We start from the raw sequence: 15,600 nt of genomic DNA on the forward strand, positions 1-15,600 counted from the left end.
AGCACGTCACCATGAAAGAGCTACCCTATCAGCCCAAGGCGATCATCGGCCGTCGCGAAATGGTCACGTTGCCCGCACTCCAGCTCAGCCTCTGTTGCAAGGCCGATACAGGGGCACGGACCTCCTCCCTGCACGCTGAAGAGATCGAAACGTTCGAGGAAGACGGCCACATGTGGGTGAGTTTCGTCACTCGCAGCGGTGGTGCCAACAGTCCCGCACATCGTTACCAACTCCATCTCCATGATCGTCGGCGTGTTACCAGTTCCAATGGTATGGCAGAATGGCGCTACATTATCCGCACCCGGATCCTGCTAGGCGAACTGGATCTACCCATTGAACTGTCACTTGCGGATCGCAGCGACATGCGCCACCCCATGTTACTGGGACGGCGCGCTATGCGCAGACTGCTGATCGCCCCCGGGGCCGCCTTTCTTCATGGCGAACCCTGATCGATTTTTACACGCCGCTATGTCCCGAGACGGAGAGAGCCATGCATATCGCCCTGCTATCCCGCAATCGTACGCTATACTCGACCCGCCGGTTGATAGAGGCTGCCGAAGCGCGTGGGCATAGTGTACGCGTGGTCGATACGCTGCGTTGCTACATGAATATCGCGTCTCATCGGCCATCGATCCATTACAAGGGCGAAGAAATCGAGTCATTCGATGCCATCATTCCCCGTATCGGTGCATCAATCACGTTTTATGGCTGTGCCGTACTGCGTCAGTTCGAAATGATGGGGACCTATGTACTCAACGACAATGTGTCCATTACACGCTCTCGGGACAAGCTGCGTTCACTCCAGTTGTTATCGCGCAAGGGGATCGGCCTGCCGGTGACGGGGTTCGCCCACTCACCGGATGACATCCCCGATCTGATCAAGATGGTCAGGGGCGCACCGTTGGTCATCAAATTGCTTGAAGGCACCCAGGGCATTGGCGTCGTCCTGGCCGAAACCAATCAGGCGGCAGAGAGTGTCATCCAGGCATTCATGGGAATGAAAGCCAATATCATGGTCCAGGAGTACATCAAGGAAGCCAGGGGAGCCGATATTCGCTGTCTCGTCATCGGGGATAAAGTTGTCGCCTCGATGAAACGACAGGCCATTGAAGGTGAGTTTCGTTCCAACCTGCATCGAGGCGGTAGTGCCAGCGTCATTCGTATTACTCCGGAAGAGCGATCAACGGCCATTCGTGCCGCCAAGGCGATGGGACTGCGTGTCGCCGGGGTCGATCTACTGCGCTCCAATCACGGTCCGGTTATCATGGAAGTCAACTCTTCGCCGGGACTACACGGCATCGAAACAGCGACGGGCAAGGACATTGCCGGTCTGATCATCGACCATCTGCAAAAGAATGCGGTCCGTTCCCGCAAGACACCGCCAAAACCCAAAGGATGACATGTTCAGCTGTAATCAAAAGCGCAAAATTCTTCCAAAAAGGGCTAGCAAAACACTGTTTCCACCCGCACAATCAGCGTCACCGGAGGAGGTGATCGCTCATGTTTCTCGATAATCGCCAAGTGGCGATGGATAGCGTTCTGGAAGCGCTTGCGGACAGTCTCGATTATTTTCAAGACAATCTGGAGCGCTTGCGACCATCGCTACGCGAAACGCTGAAGCCGCATTATGAGGCCCGTAGCAAGGACCTGGAGGAATTGCAGGAACTCGCTAAAAAGCACCTGCACATGCTGCCGCGCGATGCTGACGTCGAGCGTGACGATTACCTCTGGCTCTGGAGCAGACTCAAGAGCTTCGTCGGTAATGACAGTCAAGTCCTGCTCGGAGAACTGCTCGAGCAGGAACGGGTACTGATGCAAGCACTGGCGACCCTGCATACCCACCCTCTTCCCGATCCCATTGAACCGGTGACAGAGCGTTGCTGGAAAGGTTGCCGGGAATTGATACGCGTGCTCTACCAGCTACAAAAGAAAACGACATAGCTCGATTCAGTCGCTCGTTGATTCTCCTCGATCGGCAGGTACCGCTGGGGGTAGCAATTGATCGGGGGGTACGATCCGAAGTGGCTCACGAGGCCCCAGGAAGTAAGGCTGACGTCCCCACAAGTAGATATCGCCTAGCATGGAGACCCGTGCAATCCATTCACGTGCTTCCAGCCGCCAGCTTTCCGACGCATGATCCGGTGACACAGCGCAACCAGTGGCGTCGAGTCCCAGCGCATCGGCAATATACAGTGCACGAGGCAAATGCCAGGGTTGCGTCACCAGCATGGCGCGTTCGACACCGAAAACTTCCCGTGCCCTTGCCAACGTGTCAAATGTGCTGAAGCCGGCATAATCCAGTGTCATGTCAGCCTCGGCCACATCTCGACCACGAAGGTCTCGCCACATCGTTATCGGTTCATTATAGAACTGCGTACGATTATCGCCGGATAACAGCAGATGACTGACTTGTCGCTGACTTATCAGATCGGCCGCCCCCCGCATACGTGCCTCGAAATAGGGGTTGCGTCCGCCGGCACGAGTCCAATGGGAGGTACCGAACACGATACCAACCGGCTGCTTGGTGCACTGTGCCACCCGATGCTCAATGCGCCCCTGAGTTCGCGTCAGTACCCAGAGATTGGCTGCCACGAAAAACAGGCCGACGATTACCACGCCGGCCCCGAGTATCATCAGTAGTGTTTTCAGCCATTTCCATCGTAGCGGCTGCATTCGCTCTCCCCAACGTCGGCCGCCGCATGGCTACCGGCCAACCAAGCTAGAACATACCCAGCTCCAGCTTTGCCTCGTCACTCATCATCTCTCGACTCCAGGGAGGATCGAAGACGGTTTCGACGTGAACCTGGGAAATCTGAGGAGCTCCCAGAATCTTGTTTCGCGCATCGGCCGCGATCACGTCTCCCATTCCACATCCCGGCGCCGTCAGCGTCATGCGAATGGTGACAATACGTTCGCCGGATAACAAGCGTTCGATCCGACATCCATAGACCAGTCCCAGCTCGACGATATCGACCGGAATCTCCGGATCATAGCAAGTGCGCAGTTGGTCCCAGACGAACTGCTCGAGCTCCTCATCACTGGCCTCCTCCGACAAAGTGGGTCTCGGCAACGGGTCCAGTCCCAATGCATCGAGATCGGCTCCCTGAATCAGATAGAGCCGCCCTTCGACAGCAACGGTCACCGTACCGCCCCTGGCCTGCATGACGGATACGATACAGTCCTCGGACAGAGGCTCGGCTGTGCCAAACGGTATGGCGATGGCATTCACCTCCCGCTGCAACGGTAATTCTTGTCCCTTGTCGAGCGCCTCAAGCTGCTCCATCTTGCCATGGACTCCTGTTCAGAAAGGGGATCAGCGAAGCATACCCAATACCTTGTCGAGCGACTCGACGAAGATATCCACCTCTTCTGGTGTATTGTATGCAGCGAACGAGGCCCGGCAGGTAGCTTCGACACCAAACGAAGCCAGCAAGGGCTGGGCGCAATGATGGCCAGTGCGAATCGCCACACCGAGCTGATCGATCAACAGCCCGATATCCTGAGCATGCGCACCATCGACGACGAATGAAATCACCGCGGCCTTATCTGGCGCCGTGCCAATGATACGCAAGCCATCGATACGGGACAGCTCATCCGTGGCATGCGCCAGCAAACGCTGCTCCCAGGCACGAATCAGCGTCATACCGATCCCGGATACCCATTGCAGCGCCTTGCCAAGCGCAATAACTTCCGCAATCGGTGGTGTTCCGGCTTCAAATTTGTGGGGAATGGCCGCAAAGGTGGTGGGTGACTCGAATGATACCTGATCGATCATCTCCCCACCGCCCTGCCAGGGCGGCATGGCCTCCAGCAGCTCCGCCCGACCATACAGGACACCCACGCCAGTCGGGCCATACACCTTGTGGCCGGAGAACGCATAGAAGTCGGCTCCAATCGCCTGGACATCAATGGTTTCATGAGGAGCGGCCTGCGCCCCATCGATCATCACCAGCGCACCGTACTCATGGGCGATACGCGTCAATTCGATAACAGGATTGACGGTACCACAAGCATTCGAGACGTGATTGACGGCGACAAGACGAGTACGGGAAGTGAACAGATCACGATAGGCCGCAAGATCCAGGACACCCCGTTCATCAATCGGGATAACCTTGACGACGACTCCCAACTGCGTGGCAAGCAGCTGCCAGGGAACGATATTGGAGTGGTGTTCCAACCGCGACACCAGCACTTCATCGCCCTCGCGCAATTCGCTACGCCCCCAGGCATTGGCCACCAAATTGATCGCTTCCGTCGTGCCTCGGGTAAAAATGATCTCACGCCGCTCTGCGGCATTGATGAATTCCCGGACAGTATCACGCGTCGCTTCGAATGCCGCCGTCGCTTCGTCTGCCAGGGTATGCAGCCCTCGATGGATATTGGCGTTATAGCGATTATAGACCTCTTCCAGCGCCGCTATCACCTGATGCGGTGTCTGGCTGGTGGCCGCATTGTCGAGGTACACCAACGGTTTGTCGTGAACTTGCCGACCGAGTATCGGAAAGTCACGACGTACCTTGACCACATCCAGCATCAGATCACTGAAATCGGTCATGATCACTCTTCTCCCAGCGCTGAAGCGGACTCGACCAGTCCGGCCAGGTTGAAGCGTTCGGGCAACTTGCCGGCTACGGCGAGTTCGACACGCTCGGCAATTGCATCGACCTGCACCTGCTCCATGACCTCTCCCGCGAAGGCCAGCGTCAACAAGCCACGCGCCATTTGCTCGTCAATACCACGGGTGCGCAACGCATAGACGGCCTCCTCGTCGAGTTGACCGGTCGTCGCGCCGTGTGAGCACTTGACATCATCGGCGTAGATTTCCAACTCGGGCTTGGTATCGATTTCGGCGCGATCGGACAACAGCAGGTTGGCGTTGTTCTGATACGCCTCGATCTGCTGACTATCGCGCTTGACCATCACCTTGCCGTTGAAGACGCCACGAGCACGATCATCGAGAATCCCCTTGTAACTCTCATTGGAGTAGGTCCGAGGCGCATTGTGATTGACCAGCGTATGGTTATCGACATGCTGACGGCCACGCACGAAGAACAGACCGTTATACTGAGTCTCAGCACCTTCGGCATTGAGGTCGGCGACGAGATCGTTACGAACCAGCGCCCCGCCCAGGGTCAGATTGAACGACGTGAAACGGCTATCACGTCCCTGCTCGGCATGCAGACTCGAGATATGCAGGTCACCTACCGGTGCCTCCTGAAGCTTGTAATAGGACAGGATGGCGCCACGGTCGAGCATGATTTCACTGACCAAGTTGGTAAAGTTGGCGGCCTCTGCTTCCCCGGCATGATGCTCGATAACGGTCGCCTCGCTACGACCACCGGCTTCGACCAATACCCGAGGATGACTCATGACAGGCCGGTCATTCGCACGCGACAGAAATTGCACGATGATCGGTTTGTCGACCACGGTGCCAGCGGCGAGACGGATCACGGCTCCCTCTTCGGTAAAGGCGGTATTGAGTGCCGTGAAAGGAGAAAAATCGATTCCGGCCAAGCGACCCAATGCACCGCCAACCGCTTCATGATTAGCCTCCAATGCCTGGGACAACGGTTCGATGGAGACCCCTTCCGGGAGTGAATTCAAATCCGACAGCGACCGCGAAAACACGCCATCCACAAAGGTCAGACGTAACGCATCGATCGGGAGCGTCAACGCTGCTGCAGTGGCAGGAGAAAACTCGGCGTTGTCGGTCAGTTCGAAATCACCGCGGGAAATGGACCGTATATCCGTATATTTCCAGTCCTCGACCCGCTTGTGAGGGAAGCCGACCGCCTCGAATCGTGCTGCACCGGCCTGACGGCGTGCCGTGATCCAGGTCGGCTCATCACCACGAACCGCATTGCGGGCTTGCAGCTTGTCGAGAAAGGTCTGTTCATCACTCATGCGGCAGACTCCTCGAGCACCCAATCGTAACCACGTGCTTCCAGGTCATAGGCCAATTGCTTGTCACCGGTCTTGGCAATGCGCCCATCGACCAGAACATGGACAACATCCGGCTCGACATGCTCCAACAGGCGCTGGTAGTGAGTCACGATGAGAATGCCACGCTCCGGGTCGCGCAGCGAGTTGATGCCTTGGGCGACAACGCGCATGGCATCGATATCCAGCCCGGAATCGATTTCATCGAGCATGACCAGCTTGGGTTGCAATACCAGCATCTGGAGGATTTCGTTACGCTTTTTCTCGCCACCCGAGAAACCCTCGTTGACGGCACGCTGCAGAAAACTGGGATCCATTTTCATGGCCGCCAGTTGTTCCTTGACGAGTTTCATGAACTCAGGGGCCGGAATCTCATCCTCACCTCTCGCCTTACGCTGCGCATTGAGCGCGGCCTTGAGCAAGTAGATGTTCTTGACACCGGGAATCTCCACCGGGTATTGGAACCCCAACAGCAAACCGGCCTGGGCACGCTCTTCAACATCCATTTCCAGCACATCACGCCCTTTGAACGTGATGCTCCCCGAGGTCACCTCATAGCCTTCCTTTCCGGCGATGACGGCGGATAGCGTCGACTTGCCGGCCCCGTTGGGTCCCATGATCGCATGGACTTCCCCGGCCTTGAGGGTCAGGTTCAAGCCCTTGAGAATTTCGCTGCCTTCTACCGTTACGTGAAGATCCTTGACTTCGAGCATGTTTTACCTCTGTTTCGTTCCGAGCCGCCGCGGCAACTCCAGCAGTATGATGTCCTGATAAGACCAGGAAAATGACAGTTGATGAGCAGCTCTCTGCTTACCCTACCGAACCTTCCAATGTGACATTCAGTAACGCTTCAGCCTCGACAGCGAACTCCATCGGCAGCTCCTGGAACACATCCTTGCAGAAGCCGTTGACGATCATGTTCACAGCGTCTTCCTCGGAGATACCGCGGCTCTGGCAGTAGAACAACTGGTCCTCACCGATCTTGGAGGTCGTCGCCTCATGCTCGACCATCGCAGAACTGTTGCCGATCTCCTGATAGGGATAGGTATGCGCACCACAGGTGTCGCCAATCAATAGCGAATCGCATTGCGTGAAATTCCGCGCATTCCTGGCCCTCGGCCCGACCTTGACCAATCCCCGATACGACTGATTGGCACGACCGGCGGAAATCCCCTTGGATACGATGGTGGAACGCGTGTTTTCACCGATATGAATCATCTTGGTCCCGGTATCCGCCTGCTGACGTCCATTGGTGACGGCCACTGAATAGAATTCACCGGTGCTGTCCTTGCCTCGCAGCATGCAGGACGGATACTTCCAGGTAATCGCTGAACCGGTCTCGACCTGTGTCCAGCTGATATGGGAACGGTCACCACGGCAATCGCCACGCTTGGTGACGAAGTTGTAGATCCCCCCTTTGCCGTCCTCATCACCGGGATACCAGTTCTGTACGGTAGAATACTTGATCTTGGCATCTTCGAGCGCCACCAGCTCCACGACCGCTGCGTGCAGTTGGTTCTCATCACGCATGGGTGCCGTGCAGCCTTCGAGGTAGGAAACCTGCGCCTGCTTGTCACAGATAATCAGTGTGCGTTCGAACTGGCCGGTGTTGGAGGCATTGATCCGGAAATACGTTGACAGCTCCATCGGACAGGTAACGCCTTCGGGAACATAAACGAAAGAGCCATCAGTAAACACGGCCGAATTGAGCGCGGCAAAGAAATTGTCCCCTTGGGGCACGACACTGCCGAGATACTGCTTGACCAACTCGGGATACTCGCGGATCGCTTCGGAAATCGAGCAGAAGATCACACCCGCTTCGGCCAGTTTGTCCTTGAAGGTCGTCGTCACCGATACGGAATCGAACACGGCATCCACCGCGACGCCGGCCAGTGCCGCACGTTCATGAAGGGGGATCCCCAGCTTCTCATACGTTTCCAGCAGCTTGGGATCGACTTCATCGAGACTCTGGGGGCGGTCCTCCGGCTTTTTCGGCGCACTATAATAGGAGATCGCCTGGTAATCGATTGGCGGATAGTTCAGATGCGCCCAGGACGGTGTCGTCATCTTCAACCATTGCCGATATGCTTCAAGCCGCCACTCGAGCATCCACTCAGGCTCGCCCTTCTTCCGGGAAATAAAAGCAATGGTATTTTCATCCAGACCGGGCGGTACCGTATCGCTTTCAATGTCTGTCACGAAACCTTGCGTGTATTCGCGACGGACAAGCTGCTCCATCTCTTCACTAGCCATGTTTTCCCCTCCCGGGCGGTTGCTATCGAGCCCTGTGCTCGGGTCTTGAATGTCAGCGGCTGGCCTCGGCGGCCAACGTCACGGTTTGTATGGGTAAGTGTACGGGTAATTTGATTGGCGTCGTCTGCGCCAGATGAGCCAGCGTTACCCCATCCAGAAATGTGCGGATGGCCTGCGAGACACGCTGCCAGTTATCGGCGACACCGCACGTCGCCATCAGATCACAGTCACCATCTGCATGACTGCATTCCGTCATGGCGACAGGACCTTCCATGGCACTGATGATGTCACTGGCACTGATGGCCGATGCAGGCCGCGCCAACAGGTAGCCTCCTTGCGCACCTCGCTGCGACACCAGCAGGTCGGCCTTTACCAGCATCTTCAGGGTCTTGCTGACCGTGGGATACGGCAGATTCACCGCTCCGGCCAACTCCGCAGCCGCGTGAGGATGATCCGGATGGCGCGCTATCTGCGCCATGATCACCGCCGCATAGTCAGTCAATCTGGATAGCTTTAGCATGCTTTGGCTTCCTGAAGTCTTGCGACGACCCTGTATTCGATTGAGGACCATTTTAGTCCTGTATAAATCGGATGTGAAGACTTCAGGCTTGTTTACGCGCTTTTCTGTATCGGAAGGATATTATCGCGGCACTTTTGACGACAATGGCATCAAAAAAGCCAATCATTCCCATTCATCATAGCTATCGCGACCATCCAGCAGAAACAAGAGAGGCGCCCATTGGGCGCCTCTAGAACATCTCATGAGAGACAATACATCTCAGCAGACTCAACCATCGAACGGATCGCGAAGGAGGATCGTCTCGACACGATCTGGCCCCGTGGAAATGATATCGATCGATGTGCCAGTCTGTTCCTCCAGAAAGCTGATATAGGAGCGAGCATTGGCAGGCAGATCGTCGATCCGTTTGGCACCTAGCGTGGAACCACTCCAGCCCGGCAGATCCTGATATACGGGCTCGATGGCCTCGTATCCTTCTGAATCCACGGGCGCGTCCAGGACTTCTCCGTCCTTACTACGATAGCCGACGCAGACCCGGATATTTTCAAGACCATCCAACACATCGAGCTTGGTCAGACACAGTCCCGACACGGAATTGATTTGAACGGCATGTCGCAGGGCAACGGCATCGAACCAACCACAACGACGGGCCCGACCTGTCGTGGCACCGAACTCATGCCCCCGCTCCGCCAGGTGTCGACCGAACTCATCGAACAGTTCGGTCGGAAAGGGGCCGGATCCCACACGTGTAGTATAAGCCTTGGTAATGCCCAGCACGTAGTCGAGATACAGTGGCCCGACTCCCGAACCGGTTGCGGTGCCACCGGCCGTCGTATTGGAACTCGTCACATAAGGGTAGGTACCGTGATCGATATCAAGCAACGACCCTTGCGCCCCCTCGAACAGGATATTCTCGCCGGCCTTGCGTATCTCGTGCACCAGACTCACGGTATCACTCACCATGGGGCGTAACTCGTCAGCCATCTCCATGGCCTCGTCAAGGACTTCCTGGAAATCCACCGGTGCCTCACCGTGATAGTGCTGCAGTACGAAATTATGATAGTCAAGAACTTCACCCAATTTCGACGCGAAACGCTCACGATGGAGCAAATCGCCGAGACGCAGTCCCCGACGCGCCACCTTGTCTTCATAGGCGGGGCCGATACCGCGCCCGGTCGTGCCAATCTTGGCAATGCCCCGTGCCCGCTCACGAGCCTGGTCGAGGCGTACGTGGTACGGCAGGATAAGAGGGCAAGCCGGCGACAAACGCAACCGTTCACGTACCGGAACCCCTTTAGCCTCCAACTCCTTTATCTCGGCAATCAACGCCTCCGGTGACAGCACGACTCCGTTGCCGATCACGCAGGTCTTGTCGCTACGCAGGATTCCCGAGGGAATCAGGTGCAGCACGGTCTTCTCGCCGTCAATCACCAATGTATGGCCAGCATTATGCCCGCCTTGAAACCGAACAACGGCCGCTGCCGATTCCGTCAAAAGGTCAACGACCTTACCCTTGCCTTCGTCACCCCACTGGGTGCCCAACACGACTACGTTCTTGCCCATTACTCTCGTCTCTCATGAGGGATTCGCGATAACAGCTCGGGAATCCGTGCACTCCCCGGCTCAATTCAGGAACGATACTTGCCAATGACCGTTGCCATCTTTCATCAATTGACGATTGCACCGGTGCTGCTCAGGGCCGGTACGCTGGCCCGGCAAGGCCTGCACAACACGCTCTCCCTGTGAACGCAATGTATTCACGCTGTCACGAAGCGACGGACAATCGTCAGCCGGTGCCCAGATACCGTCATCGGCGGGCGGTTCGACAGCCAAGGAGGCCAATAACTTGAGGTCCATGGAAAACCCGGTCGCCGGACGCGCCCGACCAAAGGCGCGCCCCGAGTCATCATAACGCCCCCCCTTGGCAATCGCCTGGCCATAACCGGGAACATAAGCGGCAAACATCATCCCCGTGTGGTACTGATAACCACGTAATTCCGCCAGATCAATATACAGATCGATATCGGGGTAAGCCGAACGCACTCCTTCGACCAGACTCTCCAATTGATCCAATGCGGCCCCCACAGCGGGTGGAGCCTCTGCAAAGACGCTGCGCGCCTCGTCAAGCACTTCGACGCCGCCATGCAGCTCGGCCAGCGCGATCAGCATCTCCGCCAATGTCGTGTCGGAAACGCTGTCACGTACGCACTTACCCAGATCGCCCGGCGATTTGAGCTCCAGGGCTTCAAAAATGGCGCGCTCCTGAGCACTCTCCAGAGCCGCTACCTGTACCAGGCTGCGATAGATTCCAATATGACCAAGCGCCAGATGAATCTCTTCGCCCCCTGCCACCTGCAAGCTGGACAGTGCCAGATTCAGAATCTCCAGATCGGCTTGCTCACCGGCGTGACCAAAGAGTTCAACCCCGACCTGAACCGGACTCCGTCCTCCTTGATACTGATCCGCCTTGGCACGCAAGACATTGGTGCAGTAACTCAATCGGGCGGGGCCCTGGCGTTTCATGGAGTGGGCATCCATTCGCGCCACTTGCGGCGTCACATCGGCACTCACCCCCATCATCCGGCCAGTGAGTTGATCGGTCAGCTTGAACGTCTGCAAATCCAGGTCGGTACCGGTTCCCGTCAATAGCGAGTTCAGGAATTCTACCGGTGGCGGCATCACCTGGTCGTACCCCCAACGGTAGTAGAGATCAAGCAAGGTACGTCGAAGCTCTTCCATGCGTGCGGCCTGAGGCGGCAGCACCTCATCCATGCCGTCGGGGAGCAGCCAGCGGTCAGCGATGGTCATATTGCTATCCTGCCAGAATCGTTCAGCCCATAGTCGAGGGGCGGACCCACAAAAAAAACCGGGCCATGCCCGGTTAATGGAGTCTACCATGTTTAGCGCAGTGATGAACCCGAAATGGGTAACCCGGCGCCACCTGACGCCGGGTCGGGGGAGTTACTCCCCGCCATTTCCGGTTTCCTCGAGCGACTCGAACTGGTTCAGATAGCGGAAGAAGTCACTGTCCGGTTCAAGAACCATCATGTCTCCCTCGCCATCGAAGCTATCGAGATACGCATTCAGGCTACGGTAGAAACTGAAGAACTCAGGATCCTGCTGATAGGCTCCGGCGTAGATCCCGGCCGCTTCTGCATCCCCTTCACCACGCAATGTCTCGGCTCGCTCTTCAGCCTGTGCAAGCAGCACTTCGCGACGCCGGTCGGCATTGGCGCGAATGCGTTCGGCCTCTTCTGACCCCTGGGCCCGCCATTCACGTGCCTCACGTTGACGTTCGGAGCGCATCCGTTCATACACTGCCGAAGAGACGTCATCGGGTAGATCTATCTGCTTGACCCGGATATCGCGAATCGCCACACCCAGTTCGTTACGCATGAGTTCATCCAGCTCTTCGGCCGAACTGGTCATGAGATCATCCCGCTTTTCAGAGATGATTTCCTGCAGGTCCAGCCGCCCGAACTCATTACGCAGGCTTTCGTCGACACGTGGCTGGATCAACCCCAGAGCTGCCATTTCATCCCCCGACGTGGCTTCGTAATAGCGCGTCGGATCGACGATCTGCCATTTCACGTAGGAATCGACGATGACGGCTTTCTGCTCCAGTGTCAGATAGCGGCTCGGATCCGTATCCAAGGTCAGCACGCGGGAGTCGAACTTGCGCACAGTCTGGGTTATCGGGATCTTGAAATGCAGCCCCGGCTGGATGTCTTCTTCCACGATTGCCCCAAAGCGCAGTTTCAGTGCGCGCTCGGTCTCGTCGACGATGTACAGCGAATTGCTGCCCAACCAGGCAAGGGCACCCAGCCCGGCGACGATCAGCAAGGAACGATTATTGATCATTACCGACCCTCCCTGCGGAGACCGCTGCTTGTGCCACTACTGCTGCTATTTTGTTGCTGGCTTCGTATACGCTCCAGCAATTCCGCATCGACCTCATTGTCACTAAGACTGTCATCCTCGCTTGATCGGCTACCCGATCCGCTACCGCTGCGCAACTGATCCAAAGGCAAGTACATGACTGGGCTGCTTTCATCGACATCGAGCAATACCTTCTCGGTTCTGCCCATTACCTCGCTGACGGCATCCAGGTAGAGACGTTCGCGCATCAACTCGGGCGACTGTTGATATTCAACCAGTAACGAGTTGAAGCGATTCGCCGCACCCTGCGCTTCGGCGACGACGGATTCACGATAGCCTTGGCCACGTTCGATCAGCCGCTGAGCCCGGCCTTGCGCTTCCGGAATGATCGCATTGGCATAGGCCATGGCCTCGTTGATCGTACGCTGACGATCCTCACGTGCACGGATCACATCATCAAACGCGTCAATGACAGGCTCGGGCGCGGATGTCGATTCAATGTTGATCGTTTGCAACCGAATACCCGTGCCGTAGGCTTCCTGATACGACTGCAGACGACTGGCCACGGAACTGCCAAGAATTTCACGTCCCGAGGTCAATATATCGATCATCTCTGTACCGCCAACCACATGTCGCAGCGCAGAATCCAGAGAATTATCGATACTCAGTTCCGGATCACGGACGTTGAGCACGTAATCCCGCGGATTCGCCACTTGATACTGCGCCGATATCTCGACTTCGACGATGTTTTCATCTCGCGTCAGCATCGACTGCGTCTGCGTCAGAGAACGTACGCGCGTCACGTTCACCATGCGAACGTCATCAATCAGTGGCGGGTTCCAGTGCAGGCCCGGTGTCACCGTCTCCAGGTACTTACCGAAACGCAGTACTACCCCCCGCTCCGACTGATCGACCAGATAGAACCCGCTGGCGGCCCAGATCGCCGCCGCGACAACCAGCAGCAGCCCAGGCAATGTAAAGCTGTTCCGGCGGCCACCGCCACCGCTGCCTTTTCCGCCACCGCCACGCTTGCCGCGACCACCGAGCATTCTGTTGATCTTGTCCTGAAACTTCTTCAGCGCCTCGTCGAGGTCTGGCGGTCCTTGATTCTTGCCACCGCCTTTGTCACCACCCCCGCCACGGCCACCGCCGCTCCAGGGGTCGTTTTGCTTACCACCGCCAGGCTCATTCCAAGCCATACGTCCTCTCCACTATGTGTTGCGTTACTCGAGCTGTAGACATCAGTCGCAGCGGCATACCGCAACATCGCATACCGCGCCTTCGGTTGCACTTTGGCGAATGTCGAATGGCGTTTCCCCGATTGCTGTCTGCAACCTCAAGGGTCCCAAACCGGTTTATCACGCTGATCCGATGACAAATACTCGTCGGCATTCTCATCCAAACGTGACAGCAGTTGCATGAAATCACGTTTAGGCAGGCGTATGTCCAGTAGACTTCGCCCCTGATTATCAAATTGTTCTTCATTCACGGCACCGAGTTCATGCAACCCGGCACGTAACCGTGCCTTGGTCGGTGACAATGTCAAGCGGGTATCGAGCACATCCCCCGCGAGACGCTCGGAAAGCGCCTGATTCAGCAAATCGAGCCCCCGTCCCTGCTGTGCCGACAGCCAGACGATCTCGGGGACGCCATCACTGTCTCGCTCGATTCGCGGTGCCGCATCGAACAGATCAATCTTGTTCATGACCAGCAGCGTCGGGACTTCGTCTGCGCCGATTTCCTGTAATACGCTACTCACTTGCTCGACATTGACGTCACGATCCGGATCAGCCGCATCAATGACATGCACCAGCAGCGATGCCTCGGCCGCTTCCTGCAATGTCGCCTGAAACGCCTCGACCAATTTATGCGGCAAATGCCGGATGAATCCTACCGTATCGGCCAGAACGACCGGCCCGACATCAGCAATCTCCAAGCGACGCAAGGTCGGGTCAAGCGTGGCGAACAGTTGATCCGCGGCATACACCGATGACTGGGTCATGGTATTGAACAGCGTCGACTTGCCGGCATTGGTATAGCCGACCAGCGAGACACTCGGAATCTCCGCACGTGCGCGAGCACGGCGGTTCTGGCCGCGCTGGCTTCTGACCTTGTCGAGCCGTTTATGGATTGCCTTGATACGTCCCCGAAGCAGTCGCCGGTCGGTCTCGAGCTGCGTCTCGCCGGGACCACGCAGACCGATACCACCCTTCTGGCGCTCCAGGTGTGTCCAGCCACGTACCAGGCGAGTGGACATATACTCAAGTTGTGCCAACTCGACCTGCAGTTTCCCCTCGTGGGTACGGGCCCGCTGAGCAAAGATATCGAGAATCAAGCCGGTCCGATCCAGCACCCGGCATCTCAACGCATGCTCCAGGTTACGTTCCTGGGACGGGCTAAGTGCGTGGTTGAAGATCACCAGCTCGGCACGATGCTCAGCGAGACGCTCGCGCAACTCCTCGAGCTTGCCGCTACCAATGAAAGTGCGGGGGTCGGGACGTCGCCGACTCCCCTGCATCATCGATACCGGTTCAGCCCCGGCGGAACGCACCAGTTCGAGAAACTCTCCCGGATCTTCACGCGCCTGCTCATCCTGAAAATCGATATGGACGAGTATCGCCGTTTCGCCGGCATCGGGTCGTTCAAAAAACAATCACTACCTCGCGATCAACTATCATCCTCGGCTATTGCGGGATCCTGAGCCGGCAATCTTACGCTACGCGATGGAACCACCGTAGAGATAGCATGCTTGTAAACCATCTGACTAACGGTGTTGCGCAGCAGAATGACGAACTGATCGAAAGACTCGATCTGTCCCTGCAACTTGATGCCATTGACCAGGAAAATCGATACCGGAATGCGCTCCTTGCGCAGAATGTTCAGGTATGGATCTTGAAGGGACTGCCCTTTGGACATTTTGCTCTCCCTAATACTGTCTCTTTGATTAATGTCATTCTTCTCGTTCGCCGATCGCCTTGGCGGGTCGGCGCAAGAAAACGTCGATAGGC

Annotated in this window: 16 protein-coding genes; 3 read left to right on the forward strand and 13 right to left on the reverse strand. The window is 56.8% G+C overall.

The window, feature by feature from the left end:
* Nucleotides 1–11: 11 nt before the first annotated feature.
* The 3 genes from BLW01_RS01190 to BLW01_RS01200 all read left to right on the forward strand — a co-directional run bounded on the left by BLW01_RS01190 (nucleotide 12) and on the right by BLW01_RS01200 (nucleotide 1,941).
* Nucleotides 12–449 carry an ATP-dependent zinc protease family protein gene (locus BLW01_RS01190; protein WP_092567664.1) on the forward strand — a complete coding sequence of 146 codons (438 nt, stop codon included), beginning with the start codon at nucleotides 12–14 and terminating at the stop codon, nucleotides 447–449.
* Between the two features lie 41 nt (nucleotides 450–490).
* Complete coding sequence (gene rimK, locus BLW01_RS01195) at nucleotides 491–1,399, forward strand: 30S ribosomal protein S6--L-glutamate ligase (protein ID WP_092567665.1); 909 nt, start codon at nucleotides 491–493, stop codon at nucleotides 1,397–1,399.
* Between the two features lie 101 nt (nucleotides 1,400–1,500).
* On the forward strand, nucleotides 1,501–1,941 hold the full coding sequence (locus BLW01_RS01200) for a hypothetical protein (RefSeq protein WP_092567666.1): 441 nt from the start codon (nucleotides 1,501–1,503) through the stop codon (nucleotides 1,939–1,941).
* 6 nt (nucleotides 1,942–1,947) lie between these two features.
* Here the strand turns inward: BLW01_RS01200 and BLW01_RS01205 are convergent, their stop codons facing one another.
* From BLW01_RS01205 to hfq, 13 genes are all read right to left on the reverse strand, one after another.
* Nucleotides 1,948–2,673 (reverse strand): SanA/YdcF family protein, encoded by a 726-nt coding sequence (locus BLW01_RS01205; protein WP_092567667.1) that lies wholly within the window; start codon nucleotides 2,671–2,673, stop codon nucleotides 1,948–1,950.
* 46 nt (nucleotides 2,674–2,719) lie between these two features.
* Nucleotides 2,720–3,283: a putative Fe-S cluster assembly protein SufT gene (gene sufT / locus BLW01_RS01210; protein ID WP_092567668.1), complete on the reverse strand. Its 564-nt coding sequence runs from the start codon at nucleotides 3,281–3,283 to the stop codon at nucleotides 2,720–2,722.
* A gap of 30 nt (nucleotides 3,284–3,313) precedes the next feature.
* A complete protein-coding gene (locus BLW01_RS01215; protein WP_092567669.1) occupies nucleotides 3,314–4,555 on the reverse strand; it encodes a cysteine desulfurase in 1,242 nt (413 codons plus the stop codon).
* Between the two features lie 2 nt (nucleotides 4,556–4,557).
* Nucleotides 4,558–5,904, reverse strand: a complete 1,347-nt coding sequence (gene sufD, locus BLW01_RS01220) for a Fe-S cluster assembly protein SufD (RefSeq protein ID WP_092567670.1) — start codon at nucleotides 5,902–5,904, stop codon at nucleotides 4,558–4,560.
* The gene (gene sufC, locus BLW01_RS01225; RefSeq protein WP_092567671.1) at nucleotides 5,901–6,653 is read right to left on the reverse strand and encodes a Fe-S cluster assembly ATPase SufC; all 753 of its coding nucleotides are present in this window, start codon (nucleotides 6,651–6,653) and stop codon (nucleotides 5,901–5,903) included. Before sufC ends, sufD begins: the two co-directional genes overlap by 4 nt.
* A 97-nt stretch (nucleotides 6,654–6,750) precedes the next feature.
* Complete coding sequence (sufB, locus tag BLW01_RS01230) at nucleotides 6,751–8,193, reverse strand: Fe-S cluster assembly protein SufB (RefSeq protein WP_092567672.1); 1,443 nt, start codon at nucleotides 8,191–8,193, stop codon at nucleotides 6,751–6,753.
* A gap of 52 nt (nucleotides 8,194–8,245) precedes the next feature.
* Nucleotides 8,246–8,713 carry an SUF system Fe-S cluster assembly regulator gene (locus BLW01_RS01235; protein WP_092567673.1) on the reverse strand — a complete coding sequence of 156 codons (468 nt, stop codon included), beginning with the start codon at nucleotides 8,711–8,713 and terminating at the stop codon, nucleotides 8,246–8,248.
* A 267-nt stretch (nucleotides 8,714–8,980) separates the two neighbouring features.
* A complete protein-coding gene (locus tag BLW01_RS01240) occupies nucleotides 8,981–10,276 on the reverse strand; it encodes an adenylosuccinate synthase (protein WP_092567674.1) in 1,296 nt (431 codons plus the stop codon).
* A 60-nt stretch (nucleotides 10,277–10,336) separates the two neighbouring features.
* The gene (locus BLW01_RS01245; RefSeq protein ID WP_092567675.1) at nucleotides 10,337–11,521 is read right to left on the reverse strand and encodes an ATP phosphoribosyltransferase regulatory subunit; all 1,185 of its coding nucleotides are present in this window, start codon (nucleotides 11,519–11,521) and stop codon (nucleotides 10,337–10,339) included.
* Between the two features lie 153 nt (nucleotides 11,522–11,674).
* Entirely contained in the window at nucleotides 11,675–12,574 is a 900-nt protein-coding gene (gene hflC / locus BLW01_RS01250; protein ID WP_092567676.1) for a protease modulator HflC, read from the reverse strand.
* Nucleotides 12,574–13,791, reverse strand: a complete 1,218-nt coding sequence (hflK, locus tag BLW01_RS01255) for an FtsH protease activity modulator HflK (RefSeq protein WP_092567677.1) — start codon at nucleotides 13,789–13,791, stop codon at nucleotides 12,574–12,576. Before hflK ends, hflC begins: the two co-directional genes overlap by 1 nt.
* Nucleotides 13,792–13,928: 137 nt before the next feature.
* Nucleotides 13,929–15,245, reverse strand: a complete 1,317-nt coding sequence (gene hflX / locus BLW01_RS01260; RefSeq protein ID WP_092567678.1) for a ribosome rescue GTPase HflX — start codon at nucleotides 15,243–15,245, stop codon at nucleotides 13,929–13,931.
* 14 nt (nucleotides 15,246–15,259) lie between these two features.
* Nucleotides 15,260–15,508, reverse strand: coding sequence for an RNA chaperone Hfq (hfq, locus tag BLW01_RS01265; RefSeq protein WP_092567679.1), 249 nt, complete (start codon nucleotides 15,506–15,508; stop codon nucleotides 15,260–15,262).
* Between the last annotated feature and the right edge of the window lie 92 nt (nucleotides 15,509–15,600).

Source organism: Aidingimonas halophila, assembly GCF_900106955.1.
In the GTDB taxonomy this organism is placed as follows: Bacteria; Pseudomonadota; Gammaproteobacteria; order Pseudomonadales; family Halomonadaceae; genus Aidingimonas; species Aidingimonas halophila.